The organism is Lentzea alba (assembly GCF_011067745.1).
In the GTDB taxonomy this organism is placed as follows: Bacteria; Actinomycetota; Actinomycetes; order Mycobacteriales; family Pseudonocardiaceae; genus Lentzea; species Lentzea alba.
This window is the reverse complement of record NZ_JAAMPJ010000002.1, coordinates 526,714-548,834: the sequence shown is the minus strand read 5'-3', so window position 1 is coordinate 548,834 and position 22,121 is coordinate 526,714. Positions and strand designations below refer to the sequence as shown.

Annotated in this window: 20 protein-coding genes; 13 read left to right on the top strand and 7 right to left on the bottom strand. The window is 67.9% G+C overall.

What is annotated here, in order from left to right; translation table 11 throughout:
• Window positions 1–297: 297 nt before the first annotated feature.
• From G7043_RS10965 to G7043_RS10945, 5 genes are all read right to left on the bottom strand, one after another.
• A complete protein-coding gene (locus G7043_RS10965) occupies window positions 298–567 on the bottom strand; it encodes a hypothetical protein (protein WP_166045000.1) in 270 nt (89 codons plus the stop codon).
• A gap of 97 nt (window positions 568–664) precedes the next feature.
• Window positions 665–1,753, bottom strand: a complete 1,089-nt coding sequence (locus G7043_RS10960) for a hypothetical protein (RefSeq protein WP_166045450.1) — start codon at window positions 1,751–1,753, stop codon at window positions 665–667.
• Between the two features lie 174 nt (window positions 1,754–1,927).
• Window positions 1,928–3,409 carry a non-reducing end alpha-L-arabinofuranosidase family hydrolase gene (locus G7043_RS10955; RefSeq protein ID WP_166045449.1) on the bottom strand — a complete coding sequence of 494 codons (1,482 nt, stop codon included), beginning with the start codon at window positions 3,407–3,409 and terminating at the stop codon, window positions 1,928–1,930.
• 293 nt (window positions 3,410–3,702) lie between these two features.
• The gene (locus tag G7043_RS10950) at window positions 3,703–4,620 is read right to left on the bottom strand and encodes an N-acetylglucosamine kinase (RefSeq protein WP_166045448.1); all 918 of its coding nucleotides are present in this window, start codon (window positions 4,618–4,620) and stop codon (window positions 3,703–3,705) included.
• 51 nt (window positions 4,621–4,671) lie between these two features.
• Window positions 4,672–7,218, bottom strand: a complete 2,547-nt coding sequence (locus G7043_RS10945) for a S8 family serine peptidase (protein WP_166045447.1) — start codon at window positions 7,216–7,218, stop codon at window positions 4,672–4,674.
• A 383-nt stretch (window positions 7,219–7,601) separates the two neighbouring features.
• On the opposite strand from G7043_RS10945, the gene G7043_RS10940 reads away from it, so the two are divergent.
• Genes G7043_RS10940 through G7043_RS10900 form a run of 9 tightly spaced genes read left to right on the top strand, consistent with a single transcriptional unit; the run spans window position 7,602 to window position 16,150 of the window.
• Window positions 7,602–8,456 carry a fumarylacetoacetate hydrolase family protein gene (locus G7043_RS10940; RefSeq protein ID WP_166045446.1) on the top strand — a complete coding sequence of 285 codons (855 nt, stop codon included), beginning with the start codon at window positions 7,602–7,604 and terminating at the stop codon, window positions 8,454–8,456.
• Between the two features lie 3 nt (window positions 8,457–8,459).
• Entirely contained in the window at window positions 8,460–9,770 is a 1,311-nt protein-coding gene (locus G7043_RS10935; RefSeq protein WP_166045445.1) for an enolase C-terminal domain-like protein, read from the top strand.
• Entirely contained in the window at window positions 9,763–10,515 is a 753-nt protein-coding gene (locus G7043_RS10930) for an SDR family NAD(P)-dependent oxidoreductase (RefSeq protein ID WP_166045444.1), read from the top strand. The genes G7043_RS10935 and G7043_RS10930 overlap by 8 nt, the downstream gene beginning before the upstream one ends.
• Before the next feature lie 14 nt (window positions 10,516–10,529).
• Window positions 10,530–11,570, top strand: a complete 1,041-nt coding sequence (locus G7043_RS10925) for a sugar ABC transporter substrate-binding protein (RefSeq protein WP_166045443.1) — start codon at window positions 10,530–10,532, stop codon at window positions 11,568–11,570.
• Window positions 11,567–13,042 carry a sugar ABC transporter ATP-binding protein gene (locus G7043_RS10920; protein ID WP_166045442.1) on the top strand — a complete coding sequence of 492 codons (1,476 nt, stop codon included), beginning with the start codon at window positions 11,567–11,569 and terminating at the stop codon, window positions 13,040–13,042. Before G7043_RS10925 ends, G7043_RS10920 begins: the two co-directional genes overlap by 4 nt.
• Before the next feature lie 8 nt (window positions 13,043–13,050).
• The gene (locus G7043_RS10915; protein ID WP_242642096.1) at window positions 13,051–14,055 is read left to right on the top strand and encodes an ABC transporter permease; all 1,005 of its coding nucleotides are present in this window, start codon (window positions 13,051–13,053) and stop codon (window positions 14,053–14,055) included.
• Between the two features lie 3 nt (window positions 14,056–14,058).
• A complete protein-coding gene (locus tag G7043_RS10910) occupies window positions 14,059–14,370 on the top strand; it encodes an L-rhamnose mutarotase (protein ID WP_166045440.1) in 312 nt (103 codons plus the stop codon).
• Window positions 14,367–15,323, top strand: coding sequence for an aldo/keto reductase (locus G7043_RS10905; protein ID WP_166045439.1), 957 nt, complete (start codon window positions 14,367–14,369; stop codon window positions 15,321–15,323). Before G7043_RS10910 ends, G7043_RS10905 begins: the two co-directional genes overlap by 4 nt.
• On the top strand, window positions 15,320–16,150 hold the full coding sequence (locus tag G7043_RS10900; protein WP_166045438.1) for an amidohydrolase family protein: 831 nt from the start codon (window positions 15,320–15,322) through the stop codon (window positions 16,148–16,150). Before G7043_RS10905 ends, G7043_RS10900 begins: the two co-directional genes overlap by 4 nt.
• Here G7043_RS10900 and dapA read toward each other — a convergent pair.
• Entirely contained in the window at window positions 16,147–17,007 is an 861-nt protein-coding gene (gene dapA, locus G7043_RS10895) for a 4-hydroxy-tetrahydrodipicolinate synthase (protein ID WP_166045437.1), read from the bottom strand. The genes G7043_RS10900 and dapA overlap by 4 nt on opposite strands.
• Before the next feature lie 71 nt (window positions 17,008–17,078).
• Here dapA and G7043_RS10890 point away from each other — a divergent pair, with 71 nt between their 5' ends.
• Together G7043_RS10890 and G7043_RS10885 are read left to right on the top strand one after the other, a co-directional pair.
• Window positions 17,079–17,957, top strand: a complete 879-nt coding sequence (locus tag G7043_RS10890) for a LysR family transcriptional regulator (protein ID WP_166045436.1) — start codon at window positions 17,079–17,081, stop codon at window positions 17,955–17,957.
• Between the two features lie 48 nt (window positions 17,958–18,005).
• Window positions 18,006–18,743 (top strand): NYN domain-containing protein, encoded by a 738-nt coding sequence (locus G7043_RS10885; RefSeq protein ID WP_166045435.1) that lies wholly within the window; start codon window positions 18,006–18,008, stop codon window positions 18,741–18,743.
• 83 nt (window positions 18,744–18,826) lie between these two features.
• Here G7043_RS10885 and G7043_RS10880 read toward each other — a convergent pair whose 3' ends face one another.
• A complete protein-coding gene (locus G7043_RS10880) occupies window positions 18,827–19,501 on the bottom strand; it encodes a FadR/GntR family transcriptional regulator (RefSeq protein WP_166045434.1) in 675 nt (224 codons plus the stop codon).
• A 191-nt stretch (window positions 19,502–19,692) separates the two neighbouring features.
• Here G7043_RS10880 and nagA point away from each other — a divergent pair, with 191 nt between their 5' ends.
• Both nagA and G7043_RS10870 read left to right on the top strand, forming a co-directional pair.
• Window positions 19,693–20,892, top strand: a complete 1,200-nt coding sequence (nagA, locus tag G7043_RS10875; RefSeq protein WP_166045433.1) for an N-acetylglucosamine-6-phosphate deacetylase — start codon at window positions 19,693–19,695, stop codon at window positions 20,890–20,892.
• 177 nt (window positions 20,893–21,069) lie between these two features.
• Complete coding sequence (locus tag G7043_RS10870; protein WP_242642095.1) at window positions 21,070–22,110, top strand: serine hydrolase domain-containing protein; 1,041 nt, start codon at window positions 21,070–21,072, stop codon at window positions 22,108–22,110.
• Window positions 22,111–22,121: the final 11 nt, after the last annotated feature.

The window sequence follows — 22,121 nt, the reverse complement described above, 5'->3', positions numbered from 1 at the left end:
GACACGGCGGCGGTCGTGAAACTGGTCGGTGAGGAGTGAGAGACCGCGACGCTCGTCGAGTGGCTGAACAACGCCGCGGATCAGTCGCTTGTGTCGTCCGCGTTGATCGAGGCGGAGTTGCCTCGTGCTCTGCGGCGCAGCTCACCAGGTGTGCTGAGGGCTGTCGCCGGCGTACTCGCCCGGCTTTGTCGGGTGGACATCAATGCCGCCGTTCGCGTCACTGCGGCCGTTGTCTCTCTCGGACTGCCCGCAACCGCGCCTGGGGAGTGACAAGGCCGCGCCTCATCGCCGATCAGGTCAGTGCTGCGGCGGGTACGGGTACTGCTGCTGCGGCGGGTAAGGCTGCTGGAACTGCTGCGGCTGTCCGTACGGCTGTTGTCCGTACTGCTGCTGCTGCGCGTAGTACTGCTGCTGAGCCCAGTACTGCTGTTGCTGCCGCTCGCGGTTCTTCCGGCTGTTGCGAGACGACACGACCACCGCGATGACGATGATCGGGATGATGGCGAACCCGACCAGGCTGCCGAGGAGCTCGAACGGGTCGGGGCCGGCCGCGACGATGTGGATCACCGCTGCACTCTGACACATCGGCGGTGGCACAACGTGACGAACCCTGTGCTCTCCGCTGTGATCTCCAGCGCAACAACCTTGCCCGGCAGGGTGTCTTTCAGCGCTTCTTCCGCCGCCGTTTCCGCTTCCTGGACGACACCGGCGCGTCGTCGACCTCCGGTTCGGTGTCCGGCTCGGCCGGTGGAGGCTCGGGGAACGCCTCGACGAAGGCGCGGTGACCCATCATGTCCAGGGCGTCTCTGAGCACCGACCGTTCCAGCAGCTGCACGAACACGATCGCGAAGATGCTGATCACGACGAGGCGCACCGCGTCGTCGTTCGTCAACGGCGAGGTCACGCCGAGCGCGCGCTGCAGATCCAGGTCGCGGGTCAGCTGCGACACCACCCTCATCACCAGCACGAACAGCGGGATGAGGAGGATCACCGCGCCGCCGAACAGGCGCTCCGGGGACAGGCTGGGGGCCGGGCTGGGTTCCTGGAGCGCCCACCGCACCTCGGTGAGCGGCACCTCGTCTACTTCGACGCCGGCGGACCGTGCCGCGACGGCGGCCAGCACCAGTTCGCCGACCTCACGCGTCACCGGGATCAGCAGTTCCCGTGCGGTTCCGGTGATGCGCAGGGCAGGGCCTCGCAACACGTCGAACTCGCGCGCGTCCGCCCGGTGCCCGCCGGAGTACAGCAGCACCTCGCACACCGTGTCCTGCTCGACCTCGATCAGCTCGATCGAGCGCAGCGCCGACCACGGCACGGCGACGACGCCCCAAGAACGGGTGAGCCGGGACGCCAGGCTGTCCAGCACGAGCCGGTCCGCGCGGACGCACAGCCGCAACGTCAACCCGCGCAACGGAAACGGGATCTCCCAGGACGAGGCGATCAAGGCGGCCGTGACGGGCCTGGTCGTGACCAGGCGGACCGCCTCGCTCACCGCCCAGCCCGCCGCCACCAGTGCCACGACGGCCAGTGGCGAGGTGAAGAGCATCCAGCACAACCCCGGCACAGCTGCCCAGCGCGACCAGATCGGCCACATCGTCAGGCGGTTCCAGTGCCACCACAGGCCACCGGCCACAATGGACCAGACAGCCGCACTGGTGAGCGTGATCGCGGGGTGGGACGGCAGCCACAGGTGCACAACGGCTTGCAGCGCTATCAGGGTCAGCGCCGCTGTCCGGCGTGCGAACAACTCCACGTGCGGACGTTATAGGAAGCGACGTTGCCGGGAAACGGGTTACGCGGGGCGCGGCGCTCCAGGACCGTTGCAGATCGTCCGCATCCACAGATGCCGGAACAACCAAACGCAGCACACCCGTGATCGCCTGCCGAGGCGGCGAACACGGGTGTGAGCTGACCTTCTCTCGTTCGGCTAGCGCTGCAGCGTCAGCACGCCCGGCCGATACGGCAGGAGGCCGTAGTCCATGCCGTCGGAGCCGGGGTCGCGACCCTGGTAGAGCAACTGCAGGTTGCACGGGTCGATGGTCTTGGTCTGGTCGGGGTTGGTGCGGACCAGGTCACCGTGGCTGATGTCGTTGGTCCAGGTGGCACCGCTGTTGGCCTTGCCGGCGAACGGGTTGCTCTCGGTGGCGGCCTGCGGGGTCCACGAGCCGCCCAGGCTGGTCGCGGTGAACGAGCGGAAGTAGCGCCCGTTCGCGCCCATCGCCTCGACGATCATCAGGTACTGGTTCTGGTCCTTGACCTTGTAGACCTCGACCGCCTCGAACAGGTTCTCCTTCGTGTCGCTCATGATCTTCGTGTACGACGAGCCGAAGCTGCCGGGGAAGTTCCCGAGGGGCATGCTGGCGCGGTAGATGTTGCCGAGGTCGTCGGCGAAGAACATGTACATGTTCGTGCCGTCGGCGATGAGGGTCTGGTCGATGGGCGCCCCGGTGGGGAGGGTGCCGGTGAACAGCGTCTGCTGCGCGGACCAGCCGTTGGGGTTGGTGGGGTCGCTCGAGGTGCGGTAGGAGAAGGTGTCCGGCCAGCCCCACTGGTAGGCGAGCACCCAGATGTTCTTCGGGGCGAAGTAGAGCAGCGTCGGCGCGACGGCGTTGAAGGGCAACTTGGTCTGGGTGGCCGCCGCCATGTCGGACCAGTTCGTGAACGGGCTGAAGCTCGTCGACTCCCAGTTCTTTCCGGTGTCGTGCGTCGTGGCGTAGACGAGGTTCTTGCCGTTGTGGACGACGGCGGAGAAGTCCTTGAGCGACACCCACCCCGACTTCGGGTTGGCCAGCGGGCCCGTCGACGTCCAGCGGTACGTCGACGGCAGCGTGCAGGTGCCGCTGCCGCCACCGACCCGGACGAGTTGCCACTGCTGGTTGCTGCCGTTCCAGTCGCTCCACTGCACCACGGCGGCGCCGTCGGCGGCTGAGGCGCCCTGCACCTCGACCACCTTGCCGCTGTTGCGGTTGACCAGCCGGACGTACCCGCTGTCGGAGTCGGCGAGGCGGAACTGCTGGTTCGTGCCGCCGCTGTCGGCCCACTGCACCACGGCGGCGCCGTCCGCCGTCGAGGCGCCTCGCACGTCGGCGACCTTGCCCGAATGCCGCGCGCGCAGCCGGTAGTAGCCGCCGCCGGCGTCCACGAACTGGAACTGCTGGTTGTTGGCGTTCGTCCGGGTCCACTGGATGAGGGCGGCGCCGTCGGCGGTTGACGCGCCGTTGACGTCGAGAGCCTTGCCGCTGCTGCGGTTCACCAGCACGTACCAGGCGGTGGTGTCCACCGTGGCAGCCGACGCGGAGGTGGGAACCACCGCGAGCAGCCCGCCGGTGAATGCCACGGCTGCCGCGGCGGCCAATCCCGACCGCAATCGGCGACGCCACGTCGCGGTGCGCGCAAACCCAACCGACATAGCACCTTTCCTTTCATTGTCTGGGGACGTCGAAATGAGACGCAAGGGCATTGTTAGCGCTAACATTTACTGACGAGTATTTGGGCAGGAATATGTTGCTTGGGTGGTGGATAGCCGACTGTGCGGCCGTTCTCAATGTGCCATGAGGACTGTGATCGATAACATTGGGCGCGTCAAGATGTAACGGGAAGGTTTCCGGCAAAAGGTCGGCCGGAGCTGCGAACGCACACTCGTCGCGAATGCGGATCTGCGGTGATCAGTAATTCGATTGGACGGGCGGGACGGCGAACCCGCTAAGCGGGCCGTGGCGCGGTGGGACCGAGCACGTCGACGGCCGCGAGCCAGGCCGCGCCTGCCGCACCCTCGGTCGCCATGACCACCTGGGCGTTGCAGCGGGTGAGCAGCTCCTGCTTGAGGTGGGTGCCGACCGGGGTCTTGATCAGCGAGCCGACCAGCACGATCGGTGAGGTGTCCGACGGCTCGCGGACGGTCGAGGCCGTGTTGGCCAGCAGGCGGGCGGCCGACGCCACGATCGTCAACGCCTCGGGATCGCCGTGGTGGTAGGCCGAGCTGACCAGCGGGGCGAACTGCGCCAGGGCGATCGGGGGCCGGTCGTTGACGGCGTTGATCAGCTGGCCGCGGTTGCGGGCACCGGCGGCGGTCAGGACGGCGGTGGCCAGGCCTTCCAGCGGGGCGTCGAGGTCCAGCAGTCGAAGCGTCGCCCGGACGGCCTCGCGGCCGAGCCAGAAGGCCGAGCCGTCGTCGCCGATCAGCCAGCCGTAGCCGCCGGACTGGGCGACCATGCGGTGGCCCACCACACGCCCGGCGATGGAACCGGTGCCTGCCACCAGGACCGTGCCGTCGGGGGACGAGGTGCCGGTGGCGAAGGCGGCCTCGCAGTCGGTGACCACGCGCATCGGGCAGTCCAGGCCCGCCCGTTTCCAGGCTTCCTGGAAGAGCGCGGACACGGCGGGGTCGGCCATCTTCGAGGCGCCCGCCATGCCCAGGACGCCGCTGCGGACCTTGCGGGAATCCAGACCGTCCAACGCTTCCGCGAGCGCTTCGCCGATGTGGGCGGCGGCCACCGACGGCGGGTGCGAGTTCGGGTTCGCGCCGCCCGCCAGGCCCTGGCCCAGGCGGGCGCCGTCGAGATCGAGGACCACAGCCCTCGTGGACGTGCCACCCGCGTCGAGTCCGACCACCAGATCCATGGGAACCGAGTATGCCGAGAGCAGGTCAGCGAGGGCACGGCCAACCGGGTGTCACCGAACGAGCGCCCGGTTACCCGTTGCGTTGTGGTGGAACAGCACCAACGACCCAGCCGGAACTTGATCACCCGGATGGACCACAGTGGACAGTGACGGGACGGTCACCTCGTAGTTGAAGACGGCCTGCGGGGCCAGGTCGACGAACCCGTCGGAGTCCCCTGGAGGGGTGTAGCCGCTGCGCATGCCGACGGTGTAGGTCACTGGGCCGGACGGCAACAGAGACCGCGACACCGGCAGCACCACGACATCGCTGTCGAACACGTTGGTGTCGACCGAGCCGTCGAACCCGTTCAGCGGTTGCTCGTCCACGACCTCGTCCGTGCCGGCGACGACGGTCCGCGCGAACCAGATGTCGGCGGTCACGTTGTCGTCGGCGTCGGTCTGCTTGACCGCCTTCGTCACGAAGTCCTTGCCACCCACCGAGAACCGCACCTCGGGCTGAGTGGTGGTGCCCAGGTTCGCCCAGGTGTTCCATGTCGCGACGCCGAACGCCAGCAGGTCGGTGGTCGCCGTCGCGCCCACGTAGCGCAGGTCGCCGCCGCGGGCCGTGCGGTTCACCGCGCAGTCGTCCTGCCGGTCGGGGCCGCAGTCCGGCAGGCGGCCGGAGTGCGCGCCGAGCTGCAGCACGGTCATGCGGGCCTGGTAGTCCTGCTGGTCGAGGCCGTGGCCGGTGACTCGGCCGGCGGTCGCGGTCAGCCGCGACACCGGCTTCGGCGCCGCGTAGACGGGCACCCGCAGCGAGCGGTCGCCGGTGAACAGGAGCAGGCCGGACGCCTCCGCCAGGAACTGCCGTCCGTCCTCCAGCGAGATGGTCGGGTCGGGGGACTTGCGCAACGCGGCCGGGTTCGCGATCCGCAGCCTCACGGTCACCGACGCCGACCCGCCCGCGGGCAGCACCACGTACGGCGCGGTCACCTGGAATGACGCGCCTGGCACCGCGGTGATCGGTTCGTAGTGCGCCTTCAGCCGGACGGTCTCCGTGCCCTTGTTCATCAAGCGGACCGTTCGACTGGCCAGCAGCGGGGCACTCACCTCGACCGTGCCGAACGACGCGTCGCCCAACGCCACCACGTCGGTGGACAACGCGGCGAGCGCGTCCACCCGGCCGGCGCCGACTCGCATCGGGGCTTCCCGCAGGCCCGAATCGGACCGCACGACGCCGGACGCCGTGTTCATCAGCGCGGCCTTGATCTCCGCCACCGTCCACTTCGGATGCTTCTCGCGCAGCAGGGCGGCGATTCCTGCCACGTGCGGTGACGCCATCGACGTCCCGGACAGCGCCACGCCTCGCGAAGCCGTGCCGGCCTCGGCGGAGCTGATCATGTCGCCCGGCGCCGACACCGAGATCGACGAACGGGAACGCGACGAGAAGGTGCTGAGCGTGTCCCCGATCGACGGCGTGAACGTCGGCTGCGAGCCCTTCCACGCCGAGTTCAGGTGCACCGTCAGCGTTCCGGCCTCCAACGCCGGCCGCAATGCCCGGGAGGCGTCCGCGGTCAGCTGAAACGCCGGAATGTGGGCATTCCCGGCGATCTTGGCCGCGAACACGGGCAACGTGGTCGGCAACAGCACCCCGGCCGCTCCCGCTTTCCACGCGTTGTCCGTGCGGGCCGCGGAACCGCAGGCGCGGGTGGCGTCGTTGTCGTCCCACTCCAGCCAGACGATCTTCCCGGTCAGCGACTCGGAGATCGGTTGACAACCGTCCACGTTGGACGAAAGTCGCGTGACGGGCGCGGTGAGGTCGACCGGCTGCTCGTAGTTGATGCTGTACTGCCCGGGCCACTGACGACCCGCGGCCTCCAGTCCGTCCAGCACCTGGTACTCGTCCCGGCTGCTCGCCACCGAGATCGCCTCGGGGGCGTTGGCCGGGTTCCCGGCCACGTCGTAGAGGTCGCCACCGTTGCCGGCCGCCGCGACCACGACCACGCCGTGCTCCACGAGCTTGCGCACGAACAGCGAGTCGGGATCGTCCGCCGCGGCGAAGTCGGTGCCCAGCGACAGGTTCACCACGTCGAGCCGGTCGGAGAAGTCGCCGTCGCCGTTGGGGTCGAGCGCCCAGTCCAGTGCTTTCGCGATCAGGTTCGTGCTGCCCTTGCAGCCGAAGACCTTCAACGCGTACAGCAGGGCACGAGGAGCGGCTCCTGGCCCGATCGTCATCGCGTCGAGGTCGACGGAGTCGTAGGACCCGCGATAGGTGGAACCGTCGGAGTTCACCCCGAACCCGGCCGCGATCCCGGCGACGTGCGTGCCGTGGCCCTCGCAGTCCAGCGGATCACCATCGGGTTCCGGCAGCGAACCGGGCTTCCCGGTGTAGGCGTCGCCCGCGAAGTCGTGGCCGCCGATGACCTTGGCGTTCGGGAAGGAACCACCGCCGAAGTCCGCGTGCCGGTAGTCGACGCCGGTGTCGATCACCCCGATCCGCACGCCGTCCCCGAAGCGCCCGAGGGACTTCCACACGTCGGCCGTCCGGGTCAGCCGGACGCTGGAAGCGTGGGTGGGTTTCGCCGGCGTCATCCGATGTACCGCGCGTACCTCAGGCATGCGGGACAAAGCAGACACACGTGACTTTGGGGTCGACAGAACCACGCCCGGCACGGCGTTGGCCGTTCGCGCAACTTCCCGGCCTCCCGACCGGGAGACGATGCGCGAAGCCTGTTCCGAAGTCCTGTCGCGCGCTGAACGGGCCTGTGTAACAGAGTTCGTGTCGACGGCAGCTGTCGAGGTCAGCTCCACGAAAACGGTTACGGGCTCGGTCGGCGTCGATGGTGTCAGCAGCGCCCCGACCAGGAGTGATGCGGCCGTCAGGTTCATGATCAACCCCTCTTTATTCATCGGACGACTTCGCGGCAAGCCCTAGACGTAAGTGCCCTCGCAGGGCTATACATCCGATGTCTTCGTGAGGTGTGACCAGAGGAGGAACGGCCGTGCAGCTTCTGCGCCTCGGGCCGGTCGGCGATGAACGTCCTGCAGTGAGGACCGACGACGGGACCACATACGACCTCCTGCCGATCACCCCGGACATCGACGGGGCGTTCCTCGCGAACGACGGCGTCAACCGCGTGCGGGCGGCCCTCGAAGCCGGTGAGCTGGAAGTCCTGGACACCGAGGGAGTGCGCGTCGGGCCTCCGCTCGCGCGTCCCGGCAAGGTCATCTGCATCGGCCTCAACTACCGCGACCACGCGGAGGAGACCGGCGCGGACATCCCGGGCGAGCCGGTGATGTTCCTCAAGACGCCCGACACGGTCGTGGGCCCGTACGACGAGGTGCTCGTCCCGCGCCGGTCCGTGAAGACCGACTGGGAGGTCGAGCTCGGCGTCGTGATCGGGCGCACCGCTCGTTACCTCGAGTCCGAAGAGGACGCTCTGAGCTGCGTCGGCGCGTACGTGCTCTCGCACGACGTCTCCGAGCGCGAGTTCCAGATCGAGCGCGGCGGGACGTGGGACAAGGGCAAGAACTGCGAGACGTTCAACCCGCTCGGCCCCTTCCTCGTGCCCGCTGACGAGATTTCCGACCCGCAGAGCCTCGAGATGCGGCTCTGGGTGAACGGCGAGATCAAGCAGAACTCGTCCACCAAGAACATGATCTTCCCGGTGGCCGAGATCGTGCGCTACCTCAGCCAGTTCCTTGTCCTTCGACCGGGTGACGTCATCAACACCGGTACACCCGCCGGGGTGGCGCTCGGCCAGCCGGAGCCCAAGCCGTACCTGCGCGCCGGCGACGTGGTCGAGCTGGAGATCGAAGGCCTCGGCAAGCAACGTCAGACCCTCGGGCAGGCCTGAACCATGCCCAAGATCACCTCACTGGACGTGCTGGACATCCGGTTCCCGACCTCGCGCGAGCTCGACGGCTCCGACGCGATGAACCCGGACCCCGACTACAGCGCCGCGTACGTGGTGCTGCGGACCGACGACGGACCCGAGGGCCACGGGCTCGCGTTCACCATCGGCCGCGGCAACGACGTGCAGGCCGCCGCGATCAAGGCGCTGGCCCCGCACGTCGTCGGCAAGGACGTGCCGGAGAACGCGAAGGCGCTGGCGGAGCTGTACTTCGAGCTGATCGGCGACTCGCAGCTGCGCTGGCTCGGCCCGGAGAAGGGCGTCGCGCACATGGCGATCGGCGCGGTGGTCAACGCCGCGTGGGACCTCGCCGCCCGCCGCGCCGGGCTGCCCGTCTGGCGGTTCCTCGCCCAGATGACGCCCGAGGAGATCGTCAGCCTCGTCGACTTCCGGTACCTCAGCGATGCGCTGACGCCCGACGACGCGCTGCAGATCCTGCGCAAGATCGAACACGGCAAGGCCGAACGCGTGGAAACCATTGCCCGCGACGGATACCCGGCCTACACGACGTCACCGGGCTGGCTCGGCTACTCCGACGAGAAGCTCGCCGGGCTCGCGCGCCAGGCCCTGGCCGACGGCTTCGACATGATCAAGCTCAAGGTCGGTGGCAGCCTCGACGACGACGTCCGCCGGATGAAGCTCGCCCGCGAGGTCGTCGGTGACGAGGTACGCGTGGCGGTGGACGCGAACCAGCGTTGGGACGTCGACACGGCGGTCCGCTGGATGCGCGAGCTGGCGCCGTACGACCCGTACTGGATCGAGGAGCCCACCTCTCCGGACGACGTGCTGGCGCACCGCGCGATCGCGGACGCGGTGGCCCCCATCAGGGTCGCCACCGGTGAGCACGTGCAGAACCGCGTGGTGTTCAAGCAACTCCTGCAGGCCGGCGCGATCGACGTGTTGCAGCTCGACGCGTGCCGGGTCGCGGGCGTCAACGAGAACATCGCGATCCTGTTGCTGGCCAAGAAGTTCGACATCCCGGTGTGCCCGCACGCCGGTGGTGTGGGCCTGTGTGAACTGGTCCGGCACCTGTCGTTCTTCGACTACGCCGCCGTCTCCGGCGAGATCGGCAGCCGGGTGATCGAGTGGGTCGACCACCTGCACGAGCACTTCCTGGACCCGGCCGTCGTCGAACGCGGCCGTTACCTGGCACCCGCCGAGCCGGGATTCTCCGCTCAGCTCAAGGACGAGACGCTGTCCGACTACCGCTACCCGGACGGTCCGGTGTGGACAGCACTGGAGGACGAGGATGACTGACTTCGAAGGCCTGGTCGCCGTCGTCACGGGCGGCGCGTCCGGCATCGGGCTCGCGACGGCGAACCTGTTGTCGTCGCGCGGTGCGACGGTCGTGGCGCTGGACCTCAACCCGGACGTGAAGGACCCGCTCGTCGGGATCCGCACGGACGTGTCCGACGACGAGAGCGTGCGGGCCGCGATCGACGAGGTCGTGCAGCGGTTCGGTCGTCTGGACGTCGTCGTGAACAACGCGGGCATCGGCGCGCAGGGCGACGTCACGGCCAACGACGACGCCCAGTGGCTGAAAGTGCTGGACGTCAACGTGTTGGGCATGATGCGCGTCTCGCGGGCCGCGCTGCCGCACCTGCGGAACTCGCCGTCCGCGGCGATCGTCAACACCTGCTCCATCGCTGCCTGGGCCGGGCTCCCGCAGCGCGCTCTCTACTCGGCCAGCAAGGGCGCGGTGTACTCGCTGACGCTCGCGATGGCCGCCGACCACGTGCGCGAAGGCATTCGCGTCAACGCGGTCGCTCCCGGTACGGCGGACACCCCGTGGGTGGGCCGCCTGCTCGACTCGGCACCGGATCCGGCCGCCGAACGAGCCGCGTTGGAGGCACGCCAGCCGCACGGCCGGCTCGTCTCCGCTGATGAGGTCGCGGGAGCCATCGCCTACCTGGCGAGCCCGCTGTCGGGGTCCACCGCAGGCACGATCCTCGCTGTCGACGGTGGCATGTATGGCCTGCGCTTGCGTCCCAAGCAGTCATGAAAGGCAATTCAACGATGAAGCGTCGCAACCTCACCGCCGCGGTGTGCCTCGCGCTCGCCGGTGCACTCACATTGACCGCGTGTGGCGGTGGAGCGAGTGGTACCGGCGCCAGTGGCGTCGGCCCGATCGGCGCCGACCACCCGCGTGCCGACACCGACTTCTGGAACTCCTACATCAAGTACTTCCCGGACAAGGCGAAGGAACTCGGTGTCAACCTGCTGAACCCCACCAACTCGCAGAACAAGGTGGAGAACCTGGTCGCCAACGCCCAGTCGCTGCAGTCGCAGGGCGCCAAGGCGATCATCATGGCGCCGCAGGACACCGGTGCGATCGCATCCACTTTGGACCGTTTGGACAAGGCCAAGATCCCGGTGATCACCGTCGACACCCGTCCGGACAAGGGCAAGACCTACATGGTCGTGCGCGCGGACAACAAGGCGTACGGCGAGAAGGCGTGCAAGTTCCTCGGCGACAAGCTGCAGGGCAAGGGCAAGGTCGTCGAGTTCCAGGGCGCGCTCGCGTCGGTCAACGGCCGTGACCGCTCCGAGGCGTTCGCCGCCTGCATGAAGCAGAACTACCCCGGCATCACGGTGTTCGAGGAGCCGACCGACTGGGAGGGCCCGAAGGCGTCCGCGGCCCTGCAGACGCGGCTCAACCAGCACCCGGACATCAACGGCATCTACATGCAGGCCGGTGGCGCGTTCCTCACGCCGACGCTGCAGGTGTTGCGGCAGAAGAACCTGATCGTGCCGCCGACCGACCCGAAGCACATCTTCATCGTCTCCAACGACGGCATCCCGCAGGAGCTGGAGGCGATCCGCAAGGGCGAGATCGACGCGACCGTGTCCCAGCCGGCCGACCTCTACGCGCAGTGGGCGCTCTTCTACGCGAAGGCCGCCGTCGAGGGCAAGACGTTCTCGCCCGGCAAGACCGACCACGACTCGACCATCGTGGACACCGGTGACGGCCGCCTGGAGGACCAGCTCCCGGCACCGCTGATCACCAAGGAGAATGTGGACGACAAGGCCTTCTGGGGCAACCAGATCGCCAAATGAGTGAGTTCGCAGCCATCGCGCGTGGCGTGACGAAGCGGTTCGGGCGGACGCTCGCGTTGGACGACGTGGGCATCGAGATCCGGGCCGGGGAGTCGCACGCGCTCGTCGGACGCAACGGCGCGGGCAAGTCGACGTTGGTCTCGGTCCTCACCGGCATGCAGGTGCCGGACGCGGGCGAGATCAGCTTCTTCGGCGAACCCGCGCCGCCCGTCGCCGACCGCGCGGCGTGGCGCCGGCACGTCGCCTGCGTCTACCAGAAGTCGACGGTCGTGCCGGAGCTGTCGGTCGCCGAGAACCTGTTCATCAACCGGCAGGACCTCGGCGGCGGGCTGATCAGCTGGAAGAAGCTGAAGGCCGAGGCTTCCACGCTGCTGGAGACCTACGACGTGGCGGTCCGGCCGGACTCGCTCGTGTCCACGCTGACCGTGGAGCAGCGGCAGCTCGTCGAGATCGCGCGGGCGCTGTCGATCGGCTCGCGGTTCGTGATCCTCGACGAACCGACCGCGCAGCTCGACGGCCCGGCGATCGAGCGGCTGTTCGACCGGATGAGGTCGTTGCAGGACAAGGGAGTGACGTTCCTGTTCATCTCCCACCACCTGCAGGAGGTCTACGAGGTCTGCCAGACGGTGACGGTCTACCGCGACGCGCGGCACATCGTCACCGCTCCGGTCGCCGAGATGTCCAAGCCCGACCTGATCGAGGCGATGACCGGTGAGGCCGGTGGGCTGAACGTGCCCAGCGGCGACGACCGGCCTTCCTCTGAAGATCAGATTCTGACGGTCTCGTCGTTGAGCGGCGACCACTTCTCGGACATCTCGCTGTCCGCGTCGCGCGGTGAGGTCATCGGGCTCGCGGGCAGTGCGTCGTCCGGCAAGCACGAGTTCGCCGAAACCGTCTACGGGCTGCGCAAGCCGTCCGTCGGCACGATCTCGGTGAACGGGTCCGCGGTGCGCGGCGGCGATGTTCCGGCGGCTTTGAAGGCCGGGATCGGCTGTGTGCCGCGGGACCGCCACCACCAGGGGCTCGTGCTGGACCTGTCGATCGCCGAGAACGCGACGATGAGCACGGCGGGCGCCTTCGTGTGGCCGTCGGCGCAACGGTCCGCCGGTGCCACCGCGATCGCTTCTTACGACGTCAAGGCCTCCGGACCGGACCAGCCGGTGTCCGACCTGTCCGGCGGCAACCAGCAGAAGGTCGTGATGGCGCGGGCACTCGCCGGCGACCCGTCCGTGCTGGTGCTGATCAACCCGACCGCGGGCGTGGACGTGAAGTCCAAGGAGTCGCTGCTCGGGGTGGTCGACGCGCAGGCACGCCGGGGCAAGGCGGCGATCGTCGTCTCCGACGAGCTCGACGACCTGCGGGTCTGCGACCGTGTTCTGGTGCTGTTCCACGGCCAGGTCGTGCGCGAGTTCGCACGGGGCTGGCGCGATCAGGAACTCATTGCGGCTATTGAAGGAATGAGCTCGGAATGACCAAGGCCATGACTCCGCCAGTCTCGGCTCCTACGCCGCCTGGGAAGCAGAAGTTCCAGTTCGCGCGCTATCAGGACCTGGCGCTCGTCCCGGTGATCATCCTTCTGCTGATCATCGGCGCTGTTCTGTCGCCGATCTTCCTCACGCCCGGCAACCTGATCGCGGTGCTGACCCAGCAGAGCGAGCTCTCGTTGCTGGTGCTGGGCCAGGCGATGATCCTGATCGTCGGCAAGATGGACCTGTCGCTGGAATCGACGGTCGGTCTCGCTCCCGCGCTGGCGGTCGCGTTGATCATCCCCGCGTCGGCCGGTGGGCTCGACGTCGGTCTCGCGGCGTGGATGGCGCTGCCGTTGTGCCTGTTGATCGGTGTTGCGATCGGTGGGCTGAACGGGTTCCTGATCCTGAAGGTCGGGCTGTCCGGGTTCATGGTGACCCTGGGCATGCTGACCATGCTGCGCGGTCTGCAGCTCGCGATCACCGAGGGCAAGTCGCTGATCGACGTGCCGGAGTCGTTCCTGTACCTGGGTTCCACGACCTGGTTCGGGCTGCCGGCGGCGGTGTGGATCTGCATCGTCTGTTACGCGGCGGGCATCTTCGTGCTGAAGTACCTGCGCGCCGGCCGTTCGCTGTACGCGGTCGGAGGCAACTCGGAGGCCGCGCGGGCCGCCGGCATCCGGGTGGACCGCGTGGTGTGGACCGTGCTGATCATCGGCTCGGTGCTGGCCGTGGTCGCGGGCATCCTGATGACCGGGCGGCTGGGATCTGTCGCCGCCACGCAGGGTGAAGGCATGATCTTCCAGGTCTTCGCGGCCGCGGTGATCGGCGGAATCTCGTTGCAGGGCGGCAAGGGCACGCTGTTCGGTGCGTTGTCGGGCGTGCTGATGCTCGGCCTGGTCGAGCAGATCCTGCGGCTGCAGGGCGTGTCCGGCTTCTACATCAAGGCCTCGTACGGTGCGGTGATCATCCTCGCGCTGATCGTGACCCGGTTCGCGACCGGCCAGAAACAGGAGTAGGCGTTGGAGACCGTTGCGTTGCACACCCGGCTTCGTGAGGGGCGGGAGGCCGACTACGACCGGATCCACGCGCGGATTCCGGCCGAGCTGGACGTCGCGTTGCGCGAGGCCGGGGTGCACTCGTGGCGGATCTGGCGGTCCGGCCGCGAGCTGTTCCACCTGGTCGAGGTGGACGACTACCAGGCGATGCGTGCTCATCTGGCCACTCACCCGGCGAACATTCCGTGGCAGGCTCAGATGGCAGAACTGCTGGAGGTCGAGGACGACTACTCCGGTGCCGAACCCGATGTGCGACTCGTGTGGGAGCTGCCGTGAAGGTTGCTGTTTCTCGTCTGGGCTTTGGTGCCGCGCCGATCGGCAACCTGTTCCGGGAGGTCTCCGACCCCGAGGCCTTCGGGGCGGTCGAGGCGGCGTGGCAGACGGGCGTCCGGTACTTCGACACCGCGCCCCACTACGGGCTCGGGTTGTCGGAACGGCGGTTGGGCGTCGCGCTGGCCGGGCGGCCGCGCGACGAGTACGTGATCTCCACGAAGGTCGGGCGGTTGCTGGAGCCGTTCGACGGCGAAGGCCTGGACGACGAGGGTTTCGCGGTACCCAGGCATTTCCGTCGCATCCGGGACTACTCGGCGGACGGGGTGAAGCGGTCGATCGAGTCCTCTTTGGAGCGTCTGGACACCGACCGGGTGGAGATCGTCTACATCCACGATCCGGACGACCACTGGGCAACCGCTGTCGGTGAGGCCTATCCCGCCTTGGAGGACCTGCGGTCGCAGGGCGTCGTGGGCGCCATCGGCGTCGGGATGAACCAGTGGGAGATGCCGGAGCGGTTCGTCCGTGAGACGAACATCGACGTGGTGATGCTGGCCGGGCGGTACACGTTGCTGGAGCAGCCTGCGCTGGTCTCGTTCCTGCCCGCGTGTGTGGACCGCGGCGTTTCCGTGGTGGCGTGCGGTGTCTTCAACTCCGGGCTGTTGTCGAAGCCCGTCGTCGCTGCTGATGCCAAGTACAACTACGAGGACGCGCCTGCTTCTCTGGTCGCTCGTGCCCGATCGATCGCTGAGGTGTGCGAGCGGCACGGGGTGACGTTGCCGGAGGTGGCGATCCAGTTCGCTCTCGGGCATCCGGCAGTGGTGTCGGTGGTGATCGGCTCGCGAACGGCGGAGCAGATGAACGCCAATGCCGCGTACTTCTCCGCTCCGATTCCCGAGGACCTGTGGAACGAGCTGAAGGCGCTGAACCTGATCGACCCGGAGGTTCCGACGCCGTGATCGTCGATGCCCATCACCACCTGTGGGACCTGTCGGTACGGGACCAGGACTGGATCACCGATCCGCCGATGGGCGTGATCCGGCGATCGTTCCTGGAGCCGGACTTCGTCGCCGCGGCGCCTTCGGTCTCCGCTTCCGTGCTGGTGCAGACGGTGTGCGTGCCGGAGGAGACGCCGGAGTTCCTCGCGGTGGCGGCTTCTTCGGACGTCGTCGGCGCGGTGGTGGGCTGGACCGACCTGACGTCCGCGGGCGTGGGCGATGCGTTGGACGCGTTGGTCGACGGCCCTGATGGCTCTTGGCTGCGCGGGATCCGGCATCAGGTTCAGGGCGAGCCGGACCCGGAGTGGTTGTGTCGCAAGGACGTCTGGAACGGGCTCGCGGCCGTTGGCGCGCGCGGGCTGATCTACGAGCTGCTGACGTTGCCGCACCAGCTGCCGGCGGCGCGCCGGACCGTGGCGGCGTTGCCTCAGGTTCAGTTCGTGGTGGACCACTGCTCGAAGCCCGCGATCGGGTCCGACGCGGGGGAGTGGGCCGAGCTGATTCGCTCGATGGCGGCGCACGAGAACGTGACGTGCAAGCTGTCCGGCCTGGTCACCGAGGCTGACTGGAAGTCCTGGGACGTGGCTGCTTTGCGGCCGTACTTCGAGGTGGTGCTGGACGCGTTCGGTCCTTCGCGCCTGATGTTCGGCTCGGACTGGCCGGTGTGCCTGTTGGCGGCCACCTATGACGAGTGGCTCGGAGCAGCTCGGGAACTGGTTTCCGAGCTGTCACCCGACGAGCAGGCCGCGATCTTCGCGGGCACTGCTCGCCGGGTCTACGCGCTCTAGGCGAAGAGGGCCTGCAGTTCGGCGATGAGGGTGGGCGTGGCCCCGGCGAGCGGTTCGCGGACCGGGCCCGCCGGGAGTCCGAGCAGGTTGAGCGCGGCCTTGACCGCGACGGCGCCGGGTTCGCGGGTCATGATCGCGGTGATCACCGGCAGCATGGCCTGGTGGCGGCGCAGGGCTTCCTTGTTGTCGCCCTCGTCGTAGGCGTCGAGCATCGCCTTGATCTCGTTGCCGACGACGTGCCCGACGGTGCTGACCGTGCCGACGCCGCCGATCGAGTACAGCGGCAGGATCAGCTCGTCGTTGCCGGAGTAGAAGTCGAGCCCGGTCTCGGCGATGACCTTCGCCGTCGCGAGCAGGTCGACCTTGCAGTCCTTCACGCCGACGATCCGCGGGTGCTCGGACAGCCGCAGCAGCGTCTCGGTCTCGATCGCGGTGCCGGTGCGGCCGGGGATGTCGTAGAGCAGCGCCGGGAGGCCACTTGCGTCGGCGACCTGCCGGAAGTGGTTCTCGACGCCTTCCTGGGTGGGCTTGCTGTAGTACGGCGTGACGACGAGCAGCCCGTCCGCGCCGTTCTGCTCCGCTTGGTGGGCGAGCTCGATGGTGTGGCGGGTGGAGTTGGTGCCGACGCCCGCGAGGATCTTGGTGTTGTCGCCGACCGCTTCCTTCACGGCCTTGATGAGCTGCGCCTTCTCGGCGTCGGTCGTGGTCGGCGCCTCGCCGGTCGTGCCGTTGACGACCAGCCCGTCCACGCCTTGTTTGCCAACGAGGTGCGCCGCCAGCTCCTGCGCACCCTTGAGGTCCAGGTCACCGTCGGGGGTGAACGGGGTGACCATCGCTACCAGCACTCGTCCGAACATGACTCCAGCGTGACTCGAACGTTTGGAAAGTTCCAGTTAGAAGTTCTGCTCGGAACGTTAAGCTGAGCTTTGTGTTGGACGTACGACGGCTCCGTTTGCTCCATGCTCTGTCGGTCCACGGCACGGTCACCGCTGCGGCGGAGGCCCTGCACGTGACCTCTCCCGCCGTGTCCCAGCAGCTGGCTGCTCTGGAACGTGAGGCCGGGGTGGCGTTGGTCGAACGGGACGGGCGAAAGCTGGTTCTCACGCGTGCCGGACACGTGCTGGCCGCGCACACGCAGCTCGTGCTGGACCAACTGGCCGCGGCCGAGGCGGACTTGGCTTCGTTGCGGACTTCCGTGTCCGGCGTGGTGCGCGTCGGGGCGTTCGCGTCGGTCGCTTTGTTGCTGCCGCGGGTGATTCAGGTGCTGCGGTCGGCGCACGGGTCCGATGTGGAGCTTTTCGTGCACGAGATGGAACCCGAGGCTTCGCTGCCGGCGTTGCGCCGCGGGGACATCGACATCGCGGTCATCCACTCCTACAACATCATGCCGCGCTCGTTGCCCACTTCTTGCGAGGCCTTCGAATTGTTCGTGGAGCCGGTGAACGTTGCCTTGCCGTTGAGCGATCCGTTGGTGCAGCAGGATTCCGTGGATCTGTCGGTGTTGGCCGAACGGCCGTGGATCATGCCTCGCACCGACGCCTCGTGCCACGAGCTGACGCAGCGTGCGTGTGGTGCGGCCGGGTTCGTGCCGCGGGCGCAGGCTTATTGCGACGACTTCGGGGTGATGTGCGGGCTCGTCGAGGCCGGTCTCGGGGTGGCGTTGGTGCCGTCCGTGGCTCGGCGGCCCGGGGTGGCTTTGCGGCCGTTGAAGCAGCAGGTTTTTCGGACTGTTTCAGCTGTCGTGCGGCATCGGGCGGATGGGCAGCCTGCGGTGCGCGCGGTGCTGGAGCAGCTACGCCAGGTCTGAAGCGTTCACTCGTTTGGGTCCAATGTGGAATCGGGCTATCGTCGACGGATGCGTGTGGGCGTTTATGTGGATGGCTACAACCTTTACTACGGAGGAAGAAAGCACTGTGGCCGTGGCACCGCAGGTTGGCGCTGGCTCGATGTGAGAGCTCTGGTCGACACTCTGTTGACCGAGCAGGCTGCGAACTGGCCAGGTGCTCAGATCGATCGGATCGTCTACTGCACCGCCAGGATCAGTTCCGCCCACAACGCGTCCGGCTCGCAGGACCAGGACGTTTACCTGAAGGCGCTGCTCGCAGCCGGGAGTGTTGACCACATCGAGTACGGCAACTACATCAGCAAGGTGATCAAGCGACCGCTGGCGACCGAAGGCAACCGCGGCCGTCCTGTGCTGGTTCATCCTGACTGGCCGATCAAGGTGCAGGCTCAGGGGCAGCCGGTCGCCGGTGCGCTGTTCATGGCATCCGTGGCGACGTTCGAAGAGAAGGGTTCTGACGTCAACGTTGCTGCGCATTTGCTGGTGGACGTACTCGGTGGGGCGGTTGACGCCGTCGTTCTCATCAGCAATGACAGCGATCTTCGCTTGCCGGTCGATCACGCCTGGCGGAGAGTGCCTGTCGGCGTGGTCAACCCCGGCAGCGGCTACACGGCTGGCGCTTTGTCGATGAACGCGGGAACGGGCGTCGGTACCGGCCATCACTGGTGGAGGACGTTGACGGTGGTGGACTATCAACGCCATCAGCTGCCTGATCCAGCGGGGCGCTACACCCGGCCCGCTGGCTGGTAAGTCATACATGCATGCAACGTGCTAACGTGTATGCATATCCGCCCGGTCCCTCGTGGGCCGGGTTTTTCATTGTCCGCGACCGATCAGGCCAGGTCGGACAGCCACTGCTCGACGCCGGCCACGTGCACCGTCGACCAGCTGCGGGCGAGTTCCGGCTGGTGGGCGGCGAGCGCGTCCACGATGGCGCGGTGCTCGGCGACCGTGCGGTCGACGGCGTTGGACTGGGTGATGCCGCGCCAGATGCGGACGCGGACGGTGGGACCGGCCAGCGTGTCGAGCAGTTGGGCCAGGTAGGCGTTGCCGGAGCACTGGGCGATGGCGCGGTGGAAGTCGAGGTCGTGCTCGACGAGTTCCTCGACGGACTTGGCGGACTCGGCGGCGTCGCACAACGCTCGCAGCTTGATGATCTCGTCAGGGTCGACGCGCTGGGCGGCCATCGCGGCGGCGGCGGGTTCCAGGATGCGGCGGACCTGCAGGACTTCGAGCACCGAGTCTTCGCCGCGGTGCAGGTCGAGCACGAACGACAGGGCGCCGAGCAGGTCGTCGGCTCGTAGCGAAGAGACGTAGGTGCCGTCGCCCTGGCGGACGTCGAGCACTCGGACGAGTGACAGCGCCTTCACGGCCTCGCGCAGTGAGTTGCGCGACAGACCGAGACGTTCGGCCAGGTCAGCCTCACGCGGGAGGCGGTCGCCGGGCTTGAGCTCGCCCGAAACGATCATCTCCTTGACCCGCAGGATCGCGTCGTCAGTGACTGCCACGGCACCCTCAACTCGTCGGTAGACCTCGGATGTCTGGGGTCCAGTATGCGCCACGGATGGTCATCTTCGGCGGAGGCCGTGCGATATGGCCGTGATTCACGGGATGCTATGTGGGATGGTTATCTCTTAACGAGACGTGACGGGAACCCGCACAAGCCGCCATAATGGTCTGGACCATTCAAGGAGGGATCTTGGACGCCGTTGTCGCAGCACCGCGCGCTTTGCTCGGTCGCACGATCGTCGGTCCTGCCTCGGTGCGGATCAGGGACGGCCGCATCGTCGAGGTGACCACCGGTGAAGCACCACCCGGCGCGGAGGTCCTCTCCGATGGACTGCTCACCCCCGGGCTCGTCGACGTCCAGGTGAACGGCGCCGTCGGCGTCGACTTCGCCGAGGTCGACGCCGACGGGATGCGGTCCGTGGCCGAGGCTTTGCCCTCGACCGGGGTGACCCGGTTCTTGCCCACGCTGATCACCGCGCCGGTCGACGTCGTCATACGTCAGGCCCGTGCTGTTCTGGCGGCGTCTGCCGCGCTGCCGGACGGAGTGGGAGCGCGCCCCCTCGGCGTGCACCTCGAGGGCCCCTTTCTGTCACCGAAGCGGGCCGGCGTGCACGATCCGTCGTTCATGGTCGAGCCTGGGCCGGACCAGATCTCTGCCCTGTTGAACGACGACACCCTGCGACGCGCGTTGCGGATGGTGACGTTGGCGCCGGAGCAGCCGGGCGGCCTGGAGGCCGTGCGCAGGCTGGTCGAAGCGGGTGTTCTGGTGGCTGTCGGGCACTCCGACGCCACCGGTGAGCAGACGCGGGCCGCCGCCGACGCCGGTGCCCGCATGGTGACGCACCTGTTCAACGCCCAGCGGCCGCTCGGCCATCGTGAACCGGGTGTGCCCGGTGTGGCGCTCGTCGACGAACGCTTCACGCTCGGCCTGATCGCCGACCTGGCACATGTCGGTCCGGACGTGTGCCGGTTGGTGTTCAACGCCGCCGGTGCGCGGGTCGCGTTGGTGACCGATGCCGTTGCGGCGGCGGGGATGCCGCCCGGCCGGTACCACCTGGGTGGCGCCGATGTGCTGCTCACCGAGGACGGTGTGCCGCGGTCGCCGGAGGGCACGATCGCCGGGTCCGCGCTGACGCTGGACCGGGCCGTGCGGAACATCGTGTCCGTGGGCGTGCCGATGGCGGACGCGCTGGCGTCCGCGACGATCGTGCCGGCCGAGGTGATCGGCGAGTCCGGGCTCGGGCGCCTCGCGCCTGGTGCCGTCGCGGACCTCGTGTGGTGGGACGACGACCTGCGCCCCAAGAAGGTGTGGGTGGACGGCCGGATCGTGTTCGACGCCGCGGTGCCCGCCCAGCCTGTGTCGGCCGGATACGCCACCGCCGGGCAGTAGCGTTCAGGATGAGTTCATTGCAACGGCTCTGTTGCATTGAAAACAGAGCCGTTGCAACAATTCTAAGCCACTGAACTGCATGAATATCGATCACAAGACCCGTGTTTGTTGTTGCTGCATGCGAACGCAACGTAGCGTTTTCTGCATCGGAAACAACGAGCACTGGGGATGATCACGATGCAGAAGACCATCCAGGAGATCGTCGAGACGGGCTTCACCGGCCTCCAGATGCGGGTGCACGACGAGCGCGGTGAGTGGGTCGGTTCCGCCGGCCTGAGCGAGCTCGGGAAGAGCGCAGCGCCGCCGCTCGACGGCCGGGTCCGGATCGGCAGCAACACCAAGACCTTCGTCGCGACGGTGGTGCTGCAGCTCGTGGACGAGGGCGTGATCGAGCTGGACGGCCCGGTGGACGACCACCTGCCGGAGTTCGGGATCGACCGGCGGATCACGGTGCGCATGCTGCTGCAGCACACCAGCGGGATCTTCAACTTCACCGGTGAGGTCTTCGAAGACGGCTCGGTCGTGCCCGGAATCGCTTGGCAGGGCGAGGAATGGGTGAACAACCGGTTCCGGACGTACCTGCCGGAGGAGCTCGTGCGACTCGCACTCGCCAAGCCCGCGCGGTTCGAGCCGGGCGCGGATTGGAGCTACTCCAACACCAACTACGTGATCGCCAGGCTGCTGATCGAGAAGGTCACCGGCCGCTCACTCGCCGAGGAGATGCAGCGGCTGATCTTCGAACCGTTGGGGCTGGCGGACACCGTGGTGCCCACGACCGAGACGGAGGTCGGCGAACCGCACGCCCACGCCTACTACCGGTACGAGGTCGACGGCGCGGAGAAGACGATCGACGTCACCCACCACAACCCCTCGTGGATCTCCAGCGGTGGCGACATGATCTCGACGACCGCCGACCTCCACACCTTCATCACCGCGCTCGTGAGCGGCAAGCTCCTGCCCTCCCCGCTGCTCGCCGAGATGTTCGAGCCGCACACCAAGGTGCCGTACGGCCTGGGCGTGTTCGTGCAGGAAACGAGCAGCGGCAAGGTGATCACCCACAACGGCGGCATCATGGGCCACGCCGCGTTGATGTACTGCACGGTCGACGGCAGCAAGACCCTCACCGCCGCGCTGAACTACGTGGACGACGCCGGCCTGTCCCTGGCCGTGCCGTTCCAGCAGGCGACGGCACGGCTCATCGAGGAGATCTTCGGCTGAGACGAGCGAAA